General features: G+C 60.9%; 18 protein-coding genes. 15 read left to right on the forward strand and 3 right to left on the reverse strand.

Annotated features, from left to right (window positions below):
• Positions 1–43 precede the first annotated feature (43 nt).
• From purL to GRI69_RS00705, 3 genes are read left to right on the forward strand one after another with little or no spacing between them, the layout of a single operon-like run.
• The gene (gene purL, locus GRI69_RS00695; protein WP_160726411.1) at positions 44–2,290 is read left to right on the forward strand and encodes a phosphoribosylformylglycinamidine synthase subunit PurL; all 2,247 of its coding nucleotides are present in this window, start codon (positions 44–46) and stop codon (positions 2,288–2,290) included.
• Positions 2,291–2,698, forward strand: coding sequence for a DUF3052 family protein (locus GRI69_RS00700; protein ID WP_160726412.1), 408 nt, complete (start codon positions 2,291–2,293; stop codon positions 2,696–2,698).
• Positions 2,695–3,366, forward strand: a complete 672-nt coding sequence (locus GRI69_RS00705; RefSeq protein ID WP_160726413.1) for a nitroreductase family protein — start codon at positions 2,695–2,697, stop codon at positions 3,364–3,366. The genes GRI69_RS00700 and GRI69_RS00705 overlap by 4 nt, the downstream gene beginning before the upstream one ends.
• Positions 3,367–3,370: 4 nt before the next feature.
• Here GRI69_RS00705 and GRI69_RS00710 read toward each other — a convergent pair whose 3' ends face one another.
• Together GRI69_RS00710 and serB are read right to left on the reverse strand one after the other, a co-directional pair.
• Entirely contained in the window at positions 3,371–4,204 is an 834-nt protein-coding gene (locus tag GRI69_RS00710; RefSeq protein WP_160726414.1) for a Coq4 family protein, read from the reverse strand.
• A gap of 59 nt (positions 4,205–4,263) precedes the next feature.
• Entirely contained in the window at positions 4,264–5,148 is an 885-nt protein-coding gene (gene serB / locus GRI69_RS00715; RefSeq protein WP_160726415.1) for a phosphoserine phosphatase SerB, read from the reverse strand.
• On the opposite strand from serB, the gene miaA reads away from it, so the two are divergent.
• From miaA to GRI69_RS00775, 12 genes are all read left to right on the forward strand, one after another.
• The gene (gene miaA / locus GRI69_RS00720; protein ID WP_160726416.1) at positions 5,141–6,094 is read left to right on the forward strand and encodes a tRNA (adenosine(37)-N6)-dimethylallyltransferase MiaA; all 954 of its coding nucleotides are present in this window, start codon (positions 5,141–5,143) and stop codon (positions 6,092–6,094) included. The two genes, serB and miaA, sit on opposite strands and share 8 nt — an antisense overlap.
• Positions 6,095–6,188: 94 nt before the next feature.
• Positions 6,189–7,937: a biosynthetic-type acetolactate synthase large subunit gene (gene ilvB / locus GRI69_RS00725; RefSeq protein ID WP_160726417.1), complete on the forward strand. Its 1,749-nt coding sequence runs from the start codon at positions 6,189–6,191 to the stop codon at positions 7,935–7,937.
• Positions 7,937–8,236: a hypothetical protein gene (locus GRI69_RS00730; RefSeq protein WP_160726418.1), complete on the forward strand. Its 300-nt coding sequence runs from the start codon at positions 7,937–7,939 to the stop codon at positions 8,234–8,236. Before ilvB ends, GRI69_RS00730 begins: the two co-directional genes overlap by 1 nt.
• Positions 8,233–8,748 carry an acetolactate synthase small subunit gene (gene ilvN, locus GRI69_RS00735; protein WP_160726419.1) on the forward strand — a complete coding sequence of 172 codons (516 nt, stop codon included), beginning with the start codon at positions 8,233–8,235 and terminating at the stop codon, positions 8,746–8,748. The genes GRI69_RS00730 and ilvN overlap by 4 nt, the downstream gene beginning before the upstream one ends.
• 28 nt (positions 8,749–8,776) lie before the next feature.
• Positions 8,777–9,811 carry a ketol-acid reductoisomerase gene (ilvC, locus tag GRI69_RS00740; RefSeq protein ID WP_160726420.1) on the forward strand — a complete coding sequence of 345 codons (1,035 nt, stop codon included), beginning with the start codon at positions 8,777–8,779 and terminating at the stop codon, positions 9,809–9,811.
• A gap of 108 nt (positions 9,812–9,919) precedes the next feature.
• Positions 9,920–10,564 (forward strand): YceI family protein, encoded by a 645-nt coding sequence (locus GRI69_RS00745; protein WP_160726421.1) that lies wholly within the window; start codon positions 9,920–9,922, stop codon positions 10,562–10,564.
• A gap of 72 nt (positions 10,565–10,636) precedes the next feature.
• The gene (locus GRI69_RS00750) at positions 10,637–11,245 is read left to right on the forward strand and encodes a DUF4329 domain-containing protein (protein ID WP_160726422.1); all 609 of its coding nucleotides are present in this window, start codon (positions 10,637–10,639) and stop codon (positions 11,243–11,245) included.
• Entirely contained in the window at positions 11,242–12,390 is a 1,149-nt protein-coding gene (locus tag GRI69_RS00755; RefSeq protein ID WP_160726423.1) for an alpha-hydroxy-acid oxidizing protein, read from the forward strand. Before GRI69_RS00750 ends, GRI69_RS00755 begins: the two co-directional genes overlap by 4 nt.
• A gap of 180 nt (positions 12,391–12,570) precedes the next feature.
• A complete protein-coding gene (gene leuA / locus GRI69_RS00760) occupies positions 12,571–14,259 on the forward strand; it encodes a 2-isopropylmalate synthase (RefSeq protein WP_160726424.1) in 1,689 nt (562 codons plus the stop codon).
• Between the two features lie 112 nt (positions 14,260–14,371).
• Positions 14,372–15,187, forward strand: coding sequence for a hypothetical protein (locus tag GRI69_RS00765; RefSeq protein WP_160726425.1), 816 nt, complete (start codon positions 14,372–14,374; stop codon positions 15,185–15,187).
• A gap of 152 nt (positions 15,188–15,339) precedes the next feature.
• Complete coding sequence (locus GRI69_RS00770; RefSeq protein WP_160726426.1) at positions 15,340–16,401, forward strand: amidohydrolase family protein; 1,062 nt, start codon at positions 15,340–15,342, stop codon at positions 16,399–16,401.
• A gap of 81 nt (positions 16,402–16,482) precedes the next feature.
• Positions 16,483–17,454 (forward strand): NAD(P)H-dependent flavin oxidoreductase, encoded by a 972-nt coding sequence (locus tag GRI69_RS00775; RefSeq protein WP_160726427.1) that lies wholly within the window; start codon positions 16,483–16,485, stop codon positions 17,452–17,454.
• A 19-nt stretch (positions 17,455–17,473) separates the two neighbouring features.
• Here the strand turns inward: GRI69_RS00775 and GRI69_RS00780 are convergent, their stop codons facing one another.
• A complete protein-coding gene (locus tag GRI69_RS00780) occupies positions 17,474–17,959 on the reverse strand; it encodes a flavodoxin family protein (protein ID WP_160726428.1) in 486 nt (161 codons plus the stop codon).
• Positions 17,960–18,010: the final 51 nt, after the last annotated feature.

An 18,010-nucleotide genomic window follows, 5' to 3' on the forward strand; every position in this document is an offset into this window, starting at 1 on the left:
TGGATATTGCACCAGCGCGCCCCGCACCGTAAGGGCGCGGGCCATGAGCGAAATCGAGCAGAAGATCACCGGTGACATCGTCGCCCAGCACGGACTTTCCGAAGAAGAATACGAGCGCGTGCTTCACGCTCTGGGCCGCGAGCCCAACCTGGTGGAACTGGGCATCTTCTCGGTCATGTGGAGCGAACACTGCTCCTACAAGTCCAGCCGCCTGCACCTGAAGAAACTGCCAACAGAGGCGCCGTGGGTAATCTGCGGTCCGGGCGAAAACGCGGGAGTGATCGACATCGGTGACGGTCAGGCTGCCATCTTCAAGATGGAGAGCCATAACCACCCTTCGTATATCGAGCCCTATCAGGGTGCAGCGACCGGCGTCGGCGGCATCCTGCGCGACGTCTTCACCATGGGCGCGCGTCCGGTGGCAAATGCCAATGCGCTGCGCTTCGGCCGTCCTGAACACCCGAAGATGAAGCACCTCGTGCAGGGAGTCGTCGCCGGCATCGGCGGTTATGGCAACTGCGTGGGCGTGCCGACCGTTTGCGGCGAGACCAATTTCCACCAGGCCTATGACGGCAACATCCTCGTCAACGCGATGACAGTGGGCGTCGCCGATGCAGACAAGATCTTCTATTCGGCGGCCACTGGTGTCGGCAACCCGATCGTCTACGTCGGCTCCAAGACTGGCCGCGACGGAATCCACGGCGCGACCATGGCAAGTGCGGATTTCGAGGAAGATGCCGACGCCAAGCGCCCCACCGTGCAGGTGGGCGATCCCTTCACCGAAAAGCTGCTGATAGAGGCCTGCCTCGAACTGATGGCCACCGACGCCATCGTCGCTATCCAGGACATGGGCGCCGCGGGCCTCACCTCCTCCAGCGTCGAGATGGCGACCAACGGCAAGGCGGGCATCCGTCTCGACATGGACAAGGTCCCCTGCCGTGAAGAGGGCATGACGCCGTACGAAATGATGCTGAGCGAGAGCCAGGAGCGCATGCTCATGGTGCTGAAGCCCGGCAAGGAGGCAATGGCTGCAGAGATTTTCAAGAAGTGGGAACTCGATTTTGCGGTAATTGGCGAAGTCACTGATACGCAGCACATGGTGCTCGAGTTCGGCGGCGAAGTGGTGTGCGATATACCTCTCGGGCCGCTTGCAGCAGACGCGCCCGAATACGACCGGCCCTACCTCTCGAAGGAAGAATACACCGTTTGGGCGGGTATCAAGCCGATGACGGACCGTCCCGATACGGACGATGTCGGCGGCGATCTGATGAAGCTGCTCGCATCGCCCAACCTGTCCTCGCGCAAATGGATTTCGGAGCAGTACGACAGCCAGGTTGGTGCGGACACGCTTCAGACCGGCGGCGATGCGGGCGTGGTCCGCGTGCACGGCACGAAGAAAGCGCTGGCGATCAGCACCGACTGCACCCCGCGCTATGTCCATGCCGATCCCTACGAAGGCGGCAAGCAGGCGATTGCCGAGGCATACCGTAACCTTTGCGCAGTGGGCGCGCGTCCGCTGGCTGTGACCAACTGCCTCAACTTCGCCAACCCGCAGCGTCCAGAAATCATGGCGCAGTTCGTCCACGCGCTTGAAGGCATGGGTCGCGCCTGCCGCGTGCTCGATTTCCCAATCGTGAGCGGCAACGTCAGCCTCTACAACGAGAGCAAGGCGACCGGTGGCGGCAGCGCCATCCTGCCCACGCCTGCCATCGGCGGCGTCGGCCTGATCGACGATTACGACCGCATGATGACCATGCCCTTCAAGGCCGAAGGCGAGGCGATCTATCTCATCCGCGCCGAACATTGGGCCACGCCCGATCCGGAACGCTCCCACCTCGGCAAGTCGCTATGGCTCAGTGAAATACATGGCCGCGACGAAGGGCGCACTCCTCCAACCGACCTGACGGTAGAAAAGAACGCTGGCAAGATCGTGCTCCAGCTTATCGCCGATGGTCTGGTGAGCGCCGTGCACGACGTTTCGGATGGTGGCCTGGCCGTCGCGCTGGCCGAGATGGCCATGGCCGGCGGAATCGGTGCCGAGGTCGAATGGCACGAAGACTACACGCAGGCGCAATGGTGGTTCGGCGAAGATCAAGGCCGCTATCTCGTAACCGTGCCCGATACGCAGGCGCTGAACGAAGCGCTCGCCAAGGGTACCGAGAACGACGAAACCGCCTCGATCGGCTTTCGCCGCATCGGCAAAACCGGTGGGGCAACGCTGTTCGGCAAGTCGATTGACGAAATGCGCTCTGCTCACAGCAGCTTTTTCGACAACTGGATGGAAGCCTGAATGGCGGCCGGATGTTCCGGCACGCCGCTGGCGAAGAAGCTTTCGCTGCGTGACGGGCAGCGTGTGTGGTTCGATGGCATGCCCGAGCACGTCATCGACGAGATCGACGAGTATGCACTCGAACTGACCTTCGTGGCCGCGCCGGAAGACGCACCAGATGCCGCGCATATTTTCGTGACCGACCGCGCGGCGATGGCGGAAAAGCTGACCGTGCTACGCGAAAGCATGGCGAAGGACGGTCACATCTGGGTGAGCTGGCCCAAGCAGACCTCCGGGAACGAAACCGATCTCACCGAAGACACCATCCGCGAGGTGGCGCTGCCGATGGGGCTCGTCGACACCAAGGTCTGCGCGGTCGATGATATTTGGTCTGGCCTAAAGCTGGTAATCCGCAAAGACCTGCGATGAGGGACCACGACGACCGTCCCTATTCGCTCGAGCGTTTTACGGACCGGGAGTCCGTTGCACGCGCCCGCGCGATGCGTGACCGGCTGAAGCAGCGCCGCACCTGTCGCTATTTTTCAGGCGATCCGGTTCCGCGCGAAGTGATCGAAGCGGCCATCGAGGCTGCCGGTACCGCACCAAACGGGGCAAACCATCAGCCATGGCATTTCGCGGTCGTCTCATCGCCCGACAAGAAGCGCGCGATCCGTCAGGCGGCGGAACAGGAAGAGCGCAATTTCTATGCAGGAAAGGCAAGTGAGGAATGGCTCGATGCGCTTGCCCCCCTTGGCACCAATGAAGACAAGCCTTTCCTAGAGACCGCTCCTTGGCTGATCGTCGTCTTCGCGCAGCGGAAGGGCGGGATCGAGGAAGACGGCACGACGCAGAATTACTATGTCACCGAAAGTGTCGGCATCGCGTGCGGTATGCTCATTGCAACATTGCACGAAGCCGGGGTGGCAACGCTGACCCACACGCCCTCACCCATGGGTTTCCTGCGTGATATCTGTGACCGGCCAGAGCATGAAAAGCCGCTGATGGTGATCGTGGTCGGACATCCGGCCGAAGGTGCGACCGTTCCCGAATACGCGCTGAGAAAGAAACTGCTGGAACAGATCGCCAGCTGGCTCTGAGCACTTATGCGGCGAGCGCCTCGTCCTCTTTCTTGGGGGCGAGAAGATCGTAGGGATCGATGCCCTCGTCGCGCCAGATTCGATGACATTCGCGGTACCAGTGCGGCTCCGGAATGTTCAGCTTTGCCCGCGCTTCCTCCAGATTCATCGCGAGCAATTCACGTATGGACATGGCGACAAGCGGCGGACAGGCAACGCCCGTCTTGTGCGCCTGACGGCAGGCCTTGAACACTGGCGCGCGGCTGTCGATCAGCTTCTTGATGTTGAAGGCGCCAGCATATCCAATCAGCAGGTGGCCATGGCTGGGACTTTGGCCGTGAGTGAATAGCAAAACGCATTGTTCGCCCAGCCCATCGCGGCCGTAACCGGTAAGCACATGCATTAGATCGTGCGTATCGCGCGACCGGTTGGCGAACCATTCCACGAGATCGCCGTATTTGGGTCGGCCGAGCTTGTCAGCTTCGGCGACCAGTCCGGCGGCTGACAGGCCTTCGCTCTCCATGAAATCGCAGTAGGCATGGGCGACGCTGCCTTCAGGCAGGTCGCGCAGAGCGTCGTGATCATCAAGGATGGGCGGCAGGGTCGGCTCGGTTGCCCGAAGCATTTCACCCTGATCACTCAACGCCAGCTTGCGAACGCGCGGAATGAAGGTCTTCGACGGCAGCGATTCGAAGATCTTGAAAACGTGACTTGTCTCTTCCTTGTCCTTCAGCAGGTCACGGAAATGACCATAGGCCTTGGGCAAGGAATACTTGGGCTCGGGCCTGCGAGGATCGCGCAGCATTGTTCCGTCGCTCGCACGCTCGATATCGGCAGGAGGGGAGTTCTGAGTGTTCATTTGGCGGCTCTACTGACAAGGATGTCAATATATCATTTCCGGTTCCAAAAGAAAACCGACTATCCCGTCACCCATTCTTCCCGCGGAATTCCAAGCAGTTTGAGTACTACGCTCAGATCCTCGCTAATGATGCGCCCGTTCGCCGCATCGCGTGCCTTCGGTTTGCCGCGATAGGCGATGCCGTAATCGGCTGCCTCCATCATCGGGATATCGTTTGCGCCGTCACCTGTCGCGAGAACGCGCGCGCCGTCGCCCAGCTTTGCGCGCTCTTCCTGCAAGGTGGTAAGCTTGGTCGAAGCATCGCTGATTGGGCCAGCGAGTTTTCCCGTCAGCACACCTGTCGAAACGGCCAGCCGGTTTCCAACCACGCGCTCGAAGCCGAGTTGCTGCCCGACCCGGTCGGCAAAATGATGGAAGCCGCCCGTCACAAGCACGGTGCGGCAGCCCTTGCTCTTGAGCGTTTCTACGAGGATGCGGGCGCCCGGAACCGGCGCGATCCGCTCGGCAAGGCAATTGTCGATCGCCCTTTCGCCCAGCCCCTCGAGAAGGGCGACACGTTCGCGCAGGGCGCTTTCGAATTCCAGTTCTCCGCGCATGGCACGTTCGGTAATTTCGGAGACCTTTTCCTTGATCCCGGCGAAATCAGCCAGTTCATCGATGCACTCCTGCCCGATCATGGTCGAATCCATGTCGGAGACGAACAGCCGCGGAATTTCGATTTGGTGGTCTGCCACCAGCACGTCGACCTCGCCGAAATGTTCGGTCAGCGTATCGACTATTTGACTCGTCTCGCCATGCGGAAATGAAATCTGGAGGACGTCCCCACAGAAATCCAGCATGCCCGCCATGGCGACTGGCGTCCCCGCCTGCTCGAACGCCGTGCTGGCCGCGTCGAGGCGGGTTTCCAGACTGTTCGCCTCTGCTATCAGCCGGGCGATGATCATTGATAAATCCCCTGATTTGCCACCGCTCGCGCTCATCGCAGGGCCGACCGCCAGCGGCAAGAGCGATTTGGCGGTGAAATTGGGACAACGGATAGAGGCGCAGGGCCGGAAGGCCGTGGTGATCAATGCCGATAGTGCACAGGTCTACGCTGATCTGCGCGTGCTCTCCGCCCGGCCAAGCGAGGAGGAGAAGCGCGGGATCGAGCACCGGCTTTACGGCGCATGGGATGGAGCAATAGCCTGCTCGGCAGCAGACTGGGCCGCAGCAGCCAAGCGCGAGATAGCCGAAGCACATTCGAATGACGCGGTGCCGATCCTGTGCGGCGGTACCGGCCTCTACATGCGTACACTGCTGGAAGGCATCGCGCCGGTACCCGGTATCGACCCGGAGATACGCGCACAGGTGCGCGCGCTGCCGCAAGCCGAGGCCCGGGGTGCGCTGGAAGTGGAGGATCCCGAAGCCGCGGACCGGCTCGCACCCGCCGACGCCTCGCGGACCGCGCGCGCGCTCGAAGTTGTGCGCTCGACCGGCCGAACGCTCATGGATTGGCAAGCGCATAAAGCCGGAGGGATCGGCGACGAGATAGCGCTTTTTCCAATGATGTTGCTCCCAGAGCGCGAATGGCTTTTCGAACGGTGCGACAGGCGTTTTGCGACAATGTTGGAACATGGAGCAATCGAAGAGGTGGAAGCCCTTATCGCACGCAATCTCGATCCGACGCTGCCCGTGATGCGGGCGATCGGCGTGCCCGAGATCGCAGGGCTGCTGCAAGGCGATCTATCGCGTGCTGAAGCCATCGTCGCTGGCCAGACGGCCACGCGCCGGTACGCGAAGAGGCAATACACTTGGTTCAGGAACCAGCCGCCGGAATCTTGGCCGCGCGATGATAACAAAACTATCGATCAATACGATATTTTTGTTTCATTGTTGCGCCGATTAAGTTGACACAAGGTATTTCGTTTCTCATACGAAAGGTCCAGTCGGCCCGGCGCTACGACCCCAGCGCCGGGCCGATTTGCGACTGAATACGGAGGAATACGTGTCGGAAGAGCGCAGTGGCGCCGCCATACTGATCGAATGCCTGAAGCGGCAGGGTGTCGAATTCGTCTTCGGCTATCCTGGCGGCGCGGTGCTGCCGATCTATGACGAACTCTTCGCCGACGATGGCATCCGCCACATCCTGGTCCGCCACGAGGCAGGCGCTGCGCATGCGGCGGAGGGCTATGCGCGTTCGACCGGGAAGCCCGGCGTGGTGTTGGTCACCTCCGGCCCCGGCGCGACCAATGCAGTGACCGGTATTGCCGATGCCTACATGGATTCAATCCCCATGGTGGTGATCACCGGCCAAGTGCCGACTGCGCTGATAGGGACCGATGCCTTCCAGGAGGCCGATACGGTCGGCCTCACACGCCACTGTTCCAAGCACAATTACCTCGTGAAAGACCCCGAGCGTCTGCGGGCCACGATCGAGGAAGCCTTTCGCATTGCCACGACCGGCCGCCCCGGCCCAGTGGTGGTGGACATTCCCAAGGACGTACAGATCGCGCTTGCCGGCTGGAACGAGCAAGACGAGGCGCCGCTTCCATCACATCGCTACCAGCCGCGCATGGTCGGCGCGGCGGATGAAATTGCCGAAGCGGTGGAAATGCTCGCTGCGGCGGAGCGACCTGTTTTCTACACCGGCGGCGGCGTGATCAATGCGGGCCCGCAGGCATCGGGGACACTCCGCAAGCTCCAGCGCGCGACCGGCGCTCCTGTAACCAGCACGCTTATGGGCCTCGGAGCTTTCCCTGCCGATCATCCCGACTGGCTCGGCATGCTCGGCATGCATGGCACTTACGAAGCGAATATGGCGATGAACCGAGCCGACCTCATCATTGCCGTCGGCTCGCGTTTCGACGACCGGGTGACGGGTCGCCTCGACGCATTCGCGCCCGAAGCTAAGAAAATACATATCGACATCGACCGTGCGCAGATCAACAAGATCGTCCCTGTCGACCTCGGCATCGTGGGCGATTGCGGCCATGTGATCGAGCAGCTTCTGGAAGGCTGGGGCAGCCGCAAGGGTCGCGACTTGTCTGAATGGAAGGCGCGCATCCTAGGCTGGAAGGCGCGCGATTGTCTCGCCTATCCGGAAAAGTCCAAGCAGATCATGCCGCAAAAGAGCATCGAACGCCTTTTCGCGCTGACGAAGGATCGCGATCCGATCATTACGACCGAGGTTGGCCAGCACCAGATGTGGGCGGCCCAGTATTTTGGCTTCTTCGGGCCGAACAAGTGGCTCACCAGCGGGGGGCTCGGCACGATGGGCTATGGCCTGCCCGCCGCGATCGGCGCGCAGCTGGGCAATCCCGACAGTCTCGTCATCGATATCGCCGGAGAGGCGAGCATCCAGATGAATATCCAGGAACTGGGCACCGCGAGCCAGTTCCGCCTTCCGGTGAAAGTGTTCATCCTCAACAATGAATATATGGGCATGGTCCGCCAGTGGCAGGAACTGACCTATGAAAGTCGCTATTCGAACTCCTATTCGGATAGCCTGCCCGATTTCGTGAAACTGGCCGAAGCATACGGCTGGAAGGGAATCCGTATCGAGGACGAAGGAGATCTGGACGCTGGGATCGAGGCCATGCTCGCACATGACGGCCCTGTGATGGTCGATTGCCAGGTGGCGAAGGAGGCGAACTGCTTCCCGATGATCCCCAGCGGTGCGGCACACACCGACATGCTGCTCTACGGCGACCAGGTGGGCGGTACAATGGACGACGAAGCGAAGGCACTCGTGTGATGGTTATCTCGAAAGAACTCCCCCAAGCGCTTGCCGCCAAGGCCCAACGCCGCAGCTGGTACGCTCGCGAAGATGCCGAGCAACTGCTCGATTGGATCGAGGACAGCGGCCAGCGCTTTCTCGGTATCGACGTCGCGCAAAAGCAGGGTGATGGCAGCTGGCTGCTGACAGACGAGGGCCTCGACCTTGCACGTCAGACCGACAATTTCGAAGCGGTACGCCGCGGCCGCCAGTTCATCGTGGAATACGATGGCGAAGGCCGCATGTTCGCACCGGTGTGGCAGGATCGCGATCAGTGAAAATTGCCGAACAGGCCAGCGAACGACACGTTCTCAACGTGATCGTCGACAACGAGGCGGGTATCCTTGCGAAGATATCCGGCCTCTTCACCGCACGCGGCTACAACATCGACAGCCTGACCGTCGCAGACATTTCAGAAGACCACGCAATCAGCCGCATCACCATTGTCACCAAGGGCCCGGAACCGGTGATCGACCAGATCCGCGCCCAACTGGAAAGGCTGGTGCCGGTACATCGGGTGATCGACCTCACCGAAAGCGGCGCGCATGTCGAACGCGAGCTGGCTTTGGTCAAGGTCGCGGGCAAAGGCGACGCGCGCGTCGAAGCGCTGCGCATTGCAGAGTTGTTCCGCGCCAATGTCGTCGACACCACCACCCAGAGTTTCGTGTTCGAGCTGACCGGCTCACCCGACAAGGTGGACAGTTTCATCGCCCTGATGCGCGAACTCGGCCTTGTCGAAGTTGGCCGCTCGGGGATCGTGGGAATGATGCGCGGACCGACTGCCGAATAGCAGCCGCAAAAGTAGAACGAGGAATCCAATGCAAGTCTATTACGATGCCGATTGCGACCAGCAACTGATCAAGGACAAGAAAGTCGCCATCGTCGGCTATGGTAGTCAAGGCCATGCCCATGCCCAGAACCTGCGCGACAGCGGGGTCGGCGAGGTCGTCATCGCTCTGCGCGAAGGCTCGGCCACGGCGAAGAAGGCCGAAGGCGCGGGCTTCACCGTGAAATCCGTCGCCGAGGCCGCCGAATGGGCGGAGGTGCTGATGATCCTTGCGCCCGACGAGCACCAGGCCGCGATCTACGCGAACGAAGTCGCAGGCAAGCTACGCCCGGGCAGTGCCCTCGCCTTCGCGCACGGTCTCAACATCCATTTTGGCCTGATCGACCCGCCCGCCGATGTCGATGTTATCATGATCGCCCCCAAGGGACCGGGCCACACGGTGCGCGGCGAGTACATCAAAGGCGGGGGCGTACCCTGCCTCATCGCCGTTCATCAGGAATCGAGCCAGTCGGGCGGGAACGGCTTCGCCAAGCAGCTTGCCCTTTCCTACGCCAGCGCAGTCGGCGGCGGCCGTTCGGGTATCATCGAGACCGATTTCAAGGAAGAGTGCGAAACCGATCTCTTCGGCGAACAGGCGGTGCTGTGCGGCGGGATAACCCATCTCATCCAGGCCGGATTCGAGACGCTGGTCGAAGCCGGATACGCGCCTGAAATGGCCTATTTCGAGTGCCTCCACGAAACCAAGCTGATCGTCGACCTGCTCTACGAAGGCGGCATCGCCAACATGCGCTATTCGATCTCGAACACCGCCGAATACGGCGACATCAAGACCGGCCCCCGCATCATAACCGACGAGACCAAGGCCGAGATGAAGCGCGTCCTCAAGGACATCCAGTCTGGCAGGTTCGTGAAGGATTTCGTGCTCGACAACCAGGCGGGCCAGCCCGAACTCAAAGCCAGCCGCAAGGCAGCGGCCGCGCATCCGATCGAACAGACCGGCGCCCAGCTACGCGCGATGATGCCGTGGATCGGTGCCAACAAGCTGGTCGACAAAGAGCGGAATTGATGCCGCGCATCGGAAAATTGGTCAGTCTCATCGCAATTTCCGCCGAACCCTGAGGAACGGCCGCGGCTTAATTGCTTTCGACAGGCAGATACCAACGGGAGATTACGCGTGAAAAAGTCGATTTTGGCCCTTGCCCTTGTTGCCAGTGGAACGCTGGCGATCACCTCCATCTCAGCACAGGATCAGGCTCAAATTCCCGGCGCAATTGATGTCAGCCGAGTAGAGGCGGGCAATTATGCGCTCGATCCTGCGCACACCCTCGTAAGCTGGCAGGTCAGCCATTTCGGCTTCAACGACTACTTTGGCCTGTTCGGCGACATCGAAGGCACGATGACGCTGGACCCCGCCGACATAGAGGCCACGCAGTTCGACATCACCGTTCCGATCACTAGCGTTGCAGTTCCGAGCGAAGGCTTGCGCGATCACCTGCTGCGTCCTGGTACCGATGGGGCAGAACCAGATTTCTTCGGCGCAGATCCCGAACCGGCGCGTTTCGTTTCGACCTCGGTCCGCCGGACCAGCGAGACGACCGCCATCGCTTCGGGACAGTTGACGATGAACGGCAACACGGGTCCCGTCACGATGCTGGTCGAATTCACCGGTGCCGGGCAAAATCCGATGAGCGAAGCGCAAACAGTCGGCTTCCAAGCGCGAACAACCATCGATCGGACGGACTGGGGCGTGAACTACGCCGCGCCCATGGTTGGCAGCATGGTCGATCTGGAAATCAGCGCTGCTTTCGAGCGCCAGTAACGCGCCAAGAACACAGACCGGACGATCATTTCCGGACGCTTTTCCCAGTCGACAAGCGATTGATGCTCCCTCATGAATAAACCCATGGGGGAGCCATCTACGACCAGAATCCTTTATGCTGTCTGCGCTCTCGCCTTCACGATTATCCTGTTCAACCAGCTTACTCGCGAGCGAGCGCCACCTTATGAGCGCGTGGCCAGCACCGACGAACTCTCCCGTTACGCCCGCTCAACGCTGGCTGGCCTTCAAGAGAGATCGATCGTCAACAACCAGGAATATTGCGGCGTCATCTTCGAAGACGATCGCGGCAATCTCCAGACTTCGAAAATCTACGAAGGGGAGCGCGCCACCTGCGACCTCGACTGGGGCGTCCCGTTGGGCAACCATGTCGTCGCCAGCTTCCACACGCACGGGGGCTATGACGCCGATTTCGATTCCGAAATGCCGTCGGTAGGCGATCTGGCCAACGACATCGATGCGCGCATAGACGGTTTCATCGCTACTCCTGGCGGTCGCATCTGGCATGTCGGATGGAAAGATGAAGCGGTAACGCAGCTGTGCGGCGAAGGCTGCCTGAAGCAGGATCCCCGCTATGACGGTGTGCAGGAAGAAAGGATTGCGCTCACATACAGCTTCGATGACTTGCAAGCCCGCGAGGGTTACGTCACGAAACCGGAGTGAAGCTTTCCGACTGTCATAACATCGACGATTTCCGCCGCCTCGCCAAGGCGCGCCTGCCCTGGCCGGTGTTCGACTATATCAAAGGCGGAGCGGATGACGAGATAACGAAGGCCAGAAACACGTCTGCTTTCGACGATGTCGACCTCGTGCCCGACGTACTGGCGGGTGTCGAAAACATCGACACGAGTTGCACGATCATGGGCCGCCGCAGCGAATTGCCGCTGGTCCTCAGCCCCACCGCATTGCAACGCGCCTTCCACCGTGATGGAGAGCGGGCGGTTGCGAAGGCGGCAGAGAAATTCGGCGTATGGTTCGGCATCTCCAGCCTTGCGACGCATTCGATCGAGGAAATCGCCGCTCTCACCGACGCGCCGAAGCTGTTCCAGCTGTATGTTCATAAGGACAAGGGGCTCAACGCGTCGATGATCGATCGCTGCAAGACCGCCGGTTTCGATGCCCTTGTGCTTACCGTGGACACCATAGTTTCCGGCAAGCGCGAACGGTGCCTGCGATCGGGATTCACCACTCCGCCGCGCTTTTCCCCCTCCTCCCTCTGGAGTTATGCCACCCGCCCTCGCTGGACGCTGGACTATATCCTCGGGCCGAAATTCCGCCTCCCCAACCTCGACGGATACGTCAGTGAGGGGACCGGCAAAGCCGTGAGCATTCAAGATTATTTCAACACCATGCTCGACACAGCGATGGACTGGAACACCGCCGCGAGCATACGGCGCGAGTGGGGCGGGACTTTCGCGCTCAAAGGCGTGATGAGCGCAGCCGATGCACGCCGCGCAGTCCAGATCGGCGCGGATGCGATATGGATTTCCAACCATGGCGGGCGCCAGCTCGATGGCAGCCGCGCCCCGTTCGACCAGCTTGCAGAAATCGTCGACGAAGTCGGCGGCGAGATCGAAATCATCCTGGACGGCGGCATACGCCGCGGCACGCACGCCCTGAAAAGCCTTTGCCAAGGTGCGACGGCATCCTCGGGCGGGCGCCTCTATCTCTATGCTCTAGCCGCAGCCGGACAGGAGGGCGTCGAGCGGGCGCTGCTTATTCTCAAGGAGGAGATCGAGCGCGGTATGCGCTTGATGGGAGTGACCAGCGTGCAACAATTGAACCGCGACAGGCTGAGAAAGCGATGATTTCGCAAACTGCAGCTTGAACTGGCGGCAATATTACGCAATGCACCATGGCATGAACCGTATCGGACTACTTCTACGACTTAGCCGCCCTTGGGCGTGACATGTGCGTGCCATAAGGGTGCGCCGCGCACCCAAGGGCCGTCGAACCCGTAGCAGCCATCCGATGCGAGTACCCCCGAAATGACCATGCTCCGCGATCCGAGCGTCAAATACTCGCCATTCCCGCAGGTTCCGCTGACCGACCGGCAATGGCCCACACGTACCATCACAGCCCCGCCCCGTTGGCTGAGCACTGATCTTCGCGACGGGAATCAGGCGATTGTCCATCCGATGGACGCGCACAAGAAGAACCGTTTCTTCGACCTGCTGGTCGAAATCGGCGTGAAGGAAATAGAGGTTGGCTTCCCCAGCGCGGGCGCGACCGAGTTCGAGTTCATATCCGGCCTCGTGCGATCGGATCGCATCCCCGACGATGTGATGGTCCAGGTGCTGACGCAAAGCCGCGAGGACCTGATCCGCACCAGCTTTGCCAGCCTCACCGGCGCGCGTTCGGCGATTGTCCATCTCTATAACGCTGTCAGCCCCGCGTGGCGCGAGGTCGTATTCGGCATGAGCAAGGATCAAGTGCGCGATATCGCCGTCCAGGGCGCCAGGATCATGCGCGACGAGGCAGCCCGGCAGCCCGGTACCGATTGGCACTTCCAGTATAGCCCGGAAACGTTCTCCACCGCCGAACTCGATTTCAGTCTCGAGGTTTGTGAAGCGGTGATGGACGTTCTCGCACCCACTCCCGAGCATCCGATCATCCTCAATCTGCCCGCCACGGTCGAAGCGGCGACACCGAACATCTACGCCGACCAGGTCGAATATTTCATCCGTAATCTGCCCAATCGCGAAAGCGCGGTCATCAGCCTGCACACGCACAACGATCGCGGGACCGGCGTGGCTGCAGCCGAACTGGCACTGATGGCCGGTGCCGACCGGGTGGAGGGGTGTCTGTTCGGAAATGGTGAGCGCACCGGCAATTGCTGCCTCGTGACCATGGCACTCAATATGTACACGCAAGGCATCGATCCGAAGATCGACTTCTCGGACATCGACCGGGTTATCGAGACGGTGGAATACTGCAACGAACTGCCCGTCCACCAGCGCCACCCCTATGGCGGAGAACTGGTCTACACCGCCTTCTCCGGCAGTCATCAGGATGCGATCAAGAAGGGTTTCTCCGCGCTGGAGAGCCAGAACGACCCGCACTGGCGTGTACCGTACCTGCCGATCGACCCGGCAGATCTCGGCCGTAGCTACGAGGCTGTGATCCGCGTGAATTCGCAGTCCGGCAAGGGCGGCTTCGCATGGGTGCTCGAACAGAACCAGGGCCTCAAACTGCCCAAGAAGATGCAGGCGGATTTCAGCCCACACGTCCAGCGCATGGCCGACGAACTGGGCCGCGAACTCAATGCTGCGGATATCTGGGAGGCCTTCAAGACGGCCTACAACGTTCAGACACAGCCCCGACACTTCCAGCTGATAGATTACGAAGAACGCCGCGCCACCGACGGTTCGCGCCTGTTTACCGGCACGATCGCGGTCGAGGGGCAGGAGCAATCCGTCTCTGGCCGCGGCAACGGTCTGATCTCATCTGTGCTTTCCACGATCGAGGATTCCTTCGGCCTCAGTCTCGAAATCATCGATTACACCGAGCACGCGCTCAGCACTGGTCGCGATAGCCGCGCTGCCGCCTATCTCGAATGCCGTACTCCGGAAGGCAAGACCATCTGGGGTGTAGGCATCGACGAAGACGTCGCCACTGCAAGCGTTCGCGCGGTCCTCAGCGCCGCCAATTCGGCCAGGGTGGCTAAGGATCAATGAGACGACTCACGGTTGGCTCAGTTCAAACCGTTGGCCCCAACCTGTTTCCCAAGATGAAACAGCGGCAAAAACTTCTTTGGATATCTGTTGCTTTTGAGTTAACCATCTCTTTATGGGTAATGTTGGGGGCACTGCTCACGCTTACGTGGTGAAGGCAGAAGAACTGCCTGCACTCTATTATCTGGACGAAGCGCACCCCCGACCAAGCGAACTCGAGTGGATAAACCGGGGCACCGATCAGAAACTCCGGCGCACAACAGTCGAAATGCTGCTGCGCACGCTTTTCGCCAAGGTTCAGACACCCAGCGTCCAGAAGCTTCACGACTCTGCGGGCCTTCGGGCCAGCTTCCGGAATCAGCGTGAACGTGATCGTTTCTCCAAGGCCTTTCTTAAGGCGCGCGACGAGTTGAATCGCGAGCGCGAACACCTTGTCACTGCCGCCTTCGACCATCCCGAGGCTGCCAATCGTGCCGTCACCATCCTCAGCGTGGAAGGTGTTCCCGAAGAGGCCATATCCATGCTGTGGCGGGCAAGCGAATATCTGGAAGAGAAATACCGGCCAGCCGGGGGCTACAGCCCGGGAAGCGTGGCTAGTGCAATTACCGGCGCGGGCGTGGCCGGTGCCATGCTGGGCGTCGGTATCCTGATGATACCGGGGATTGGGCCGGTAGCGGTGGCAGGTGCGCTGGCCAGTTCAGCGATCGCCCCCGTCGCAGCCTTGAGCAGCATCATAGGTGCGACCGGCGGCGCTATTGCCAAGATGCTGACTGACCATGATGTCGACGGGGTCTCCGCAACGCTTTACGAACGCGAGATCAAACGCGGGAAAATCTTCGTTTCGGTGAACAGCGACATCGAGGGAGTCGACAAGGCCGAGGTACGACGTTTGCTGGTTTCGCAAGGTGGGCACTCCCCGGAAAGCGAATAACCGGTCTCCGGTGCCGAATGGGCTCATACACCTTCCGAAGATCCAACCGTCGAGAGCGAGGCATACGAGCCCGTCACATATCCGATGGATTTTTATCCGCGACCATGTTCCTACTGTATCAGGATGCGGGAACGGGATGAGAGGAAACGTATATGACCGAAGATATCATCGATCCCGATCTGCCGATCATTGATCCGCATCACCACCTGTGGGACCTGCGCCTGCTGGTCCCCGCTTTCCCCGAACCGCGCCATCCCTTTATCGAGGCGATTGCAGGGGCGGCCTATTATACTTTTGACGAATTGCAGCAGGACACGCGCGGCGGTCTGGACGGCGGGCATAATATCGTCGGAACGGTCTTCATGGAGTGCGGTGCATTCTATGATGCAAGCCGCGGGGATGCGCTGAAGAGTGTCGGCGAAGTCGAATTCGTGGGCGGGGTAGCGGCGCAGGGCGCAAGCGGGCTTTATGGCAACTACCGCCCCTGTGCGGGCATCGTCGGACATGCGGACCTGACGCTTGGCGATGCAGTGAAGCCGGTGATCGAGGCATTGCAGGCGGCGGGCCATGGCCGCTTCCGCGGCATTCGCCACACCGCCGCGTGGGATGCCGATCCGGAAGTCCTCGGACCTCCTTTCCATGCGCCTGAAGGCCTTTATACCTCCGATGCTTTCAGGGCAGGATTTGCCGCCTACGCGGAATATGGCCTCACATTCGATGCCTGGCTACTCGAACCGCAACTGAGCGATGTGCTCGACCTTGCAAAGGCATTCCCGGACCAGACGATCGTCCTCGATCACTGCGGCACCCCGCTCGGGATCGCGTGTTATAAGGGCAAACTGCACGAGAACTTCGACCGTTGGCGGCATTCGATCCATGCTCTTTCAGAATGCCCCAACGTCTCGGTCAAGCTTGGCGGCCTTGCCATGGCGTTTTGCGGACTGCCCGAAGATGGCCCGATGAGCGGGCACGGTTCCGAACACCTCGCCGCACTGTGGCGCCCCTATATCGAAACCTGCATCGAGGCCTTCGGGGCGGATCGCGCCATGTTCGAATCGAACTATCCGGTGGACCGCTGGGGCGCGAGCTACGATGTCCTGTGGAATGCCTTCAAGCGGCTGGCGCGCAACCACTCGGCTGACGAAAAGCGCGCACTGTTCTCCGGAACATCGGCGCGGATCTATGGGATCGAACACGTCATGCCTAACGCTTGACGTTTACGTAACGTCACTCTCGACAAGGCCCGCCGAGCGCCATACGCCCTGCCTCGACATCACTTGAGGAGCCGCCACACCATGACCCTGCCCGCCCCCTTCGACAAGCTGCGCATCCCCGTGATCGGCTCGCCGCTGTTCATCGTTTCGGGGCCGGAACTGGTCATCGCCCAGTGCAAGGCAGGCATCGTCGGCAGCTTTCCGGCGTTGAATGCGCGCCCGCAGAGCGAGCTCGACGAATGGCTTCACCGGATTACCGAAGAACTGGCCGCGCATAACCGCGATCATCCGGACCGCCCGGCTGCGCCCTTCGCGGTCAACCAGATCGTCCACCGCTCGAACGACCGAATCGAGGCCGACATGGCGACCTGCGCCGAATGGCAGGTCCCGCTGGTCATCACCTCGCTCGGTGCGCGGGAAGAAATCTTCAATGCGGTGCGCGACTGGGGCGGCATCACCATGCACGACGTGATCAACAACCGCTTCGCTCACAAGGCGATCGATAAGGGCGCGGACGGCCTGATTCCCGTGGCGGCGGGTGCTGGCGGGCACGCAGGGACGCTGAGCCCCTTTGCCTTGATGCAGGAAATCCGCGAATGGTTCGATGGACTGATCGCTCTCTCGGGCTCGATCGGACACGGTCGATCGATCCTGGCTGCTCAGGCGCTGGGGGCGGACTTCGCCTATATCGGCTCGCCCTGGATCGCGACCGAGGAAGCCAATGCGGTCGACGGGTACAAGCAGGGCATCGTCGAGGGCAGCGCGGACGGGATCGTCTATTCGAACCTGTTCACCGGCGTTCACGGCAATTACTTGCGCTCCAGCATCGAGAATGCAGGGCTGGACCCGGAAAACCTGCCGACGAGCGACCCGAGCAAGATGAATTTCGGCAGCGGCGGCAACACCAAGGCCAAGGCCTGGAAGGATATCTGGGGTTCCGGCCAAGGTATCGGCACGGTGAAGAAGGTCGGCCCCGTCGAAGACATGGTGGCGCGTCTTGAAAGCGAATATGTCGCGGCCAAGCAGGCGCTCGCCGAGAGGACTGCCAGCTAGAGACTTCTCCCCAGCGTTTCTAAAGGATACCCTCGGCAATGCCTTCGCCGAGCCCACGCCCAAGGTCGCGAGCCTTTGAAAGATGTTCGGCGTCGATGGTTTTCGGCGCGAGGATTTCTTCCTTGGTTTGCGCATGCGTGCCGACGATCATCTTCTCTGCGACACGCTTGAGCCGCCATCCCTTGGCAATCCGGTCGATCTGCTTTTGCGCCCCCTCGCCATCTGAACCCGCCGCGATCATCGTCGCGTAAGGCCGTCCTTCGATCTGGCCGAGGACCGGATAGTAACATCGGTCGAACATTTCCTTCATCTCGCCGCTCATGGTGGCGAGATTTTCCGGGCAGGCAAAGAGATATCCGGACGCTTCGAGCAAATGGTCCGGCTCGACCTCCTTCGCCCGCATGATCCGGGCACGAGTGCTGCCACCTTCGAAAGCAGCTTTGGCAAGCGCCTCGCAGCTTCCGGTCCGGCTGTGCCAGACGATCAGCAGATACCTGTCGTTCATACCTTAGGAGTCGCCCCCAAGCTGTCGATTGTCAACGCGGGCGCGCTTGCT

This window comes from Qipengyuania vulgaris (assembly GCF_009827325.1).
In the GTDB taxonomy this organism is placed as follows: Bacteria; Pseudomonadota; Alphaproteobacteria; order Sphingomonadales; family Sphingomonadaceae; genus Qipengyuania; species Qipengyuania vulgaris.

Bases quoted from the DNA above. Each gene is read 5' to 3' on its own strand.
- serB (WP_160726415.1), bottom strand. From the start codon at position 5,148: ATGATCATCGCCCGGCTGATAGCAGAGGCGAACAGTCTGGAAACCCGC.
- GRI69_RS00750 (WP_160726422.1), top strand. From the start codon at position 10,637: ATGAATAAACCCATGGGGGAGCCATCTACGACCAGAATCCTTTATGCT.
- ilvC (WP_160726420.1), top strand. From the start codon at position 8,777: ATGCAAGTCTATTACGATGCCGATTGCGACCAGCAACTGATCAAGGAC.
- GRI69_RS00780 (WP_160726428.1), bottom strand. From the start codon at position 17,959: ATGAACGACAGGTATCTGCTGATCGTCTGGCACAGCCGGACCGGAAGC.
- GRI69_RS00775 (WP_160726427.1), top strand. From the start codon at position 16,483: ATGACCCTGCCCGCCCCCTTCGACAAGCTGCGCATCCCCGTGATCGGC.
- purL (WP_160726411.1), top strand. From the start codon at position 44: ATGAGCGAAATCGAGCAGAAGATCACCGGTGACATCGTCGCCCAGCAC.
- GRI69_RS00730 (WP_160726418.1), top strand. From the start codon at position 7,937: ATGGTTATCTCGAAAGAACTCCCCCAAGCGCTTGCCGCCAAGGCCCAA.
- GRI69_RS00770 (WP_160726426.1), top strand. From the start codon at position 15,340: ATGACCGAAGATATCATCGATCCCGATCTGCCGATCATTGATCCGCAT.
- GRI69_RS00710 (WP_160726414.1), bottom strand. From the start codon at position 4,204: ATGAACACTCAGAACTCCCCTCCTGCCGATATCGAGCGTGCGAGCGAC.
- GRI69_RS00700 (WP_160726412.1), top strand. From the start codon at position 2,291: ATGGCGGCCGGATGTTCCGGCACGCCGCTGGCGAAGAAGCTTTCGCTG.
- miaA (WP_160726416.1), top strand. From the start codon at position 5,141: ATGATCATTGATAAATCCCCTGATTTGCCACCGCTCGCGCTCATCGCA.
- GRI69_RS00705 (WP_160726413.1), top strand. From the start codon at position 2,695: ATGAGGGACCACGACGACCGTCCCTATTCGCTCGAGCGTTTTACGGAC.
- GRI69_RS00765 (WP_160726425.1), top strand. From the start codon at position 14,372: ATGGGTAATGTTGGGGGCACTGCTCACGCTTACGTGGTGAAGGCAGAA.
- leuA (WP_160726424.1), top strand. From the start codon at position 12,571: ATGACCATGCTCCGCGATCCGAGCGTCAAATACTCGCCATTCCCGCAG.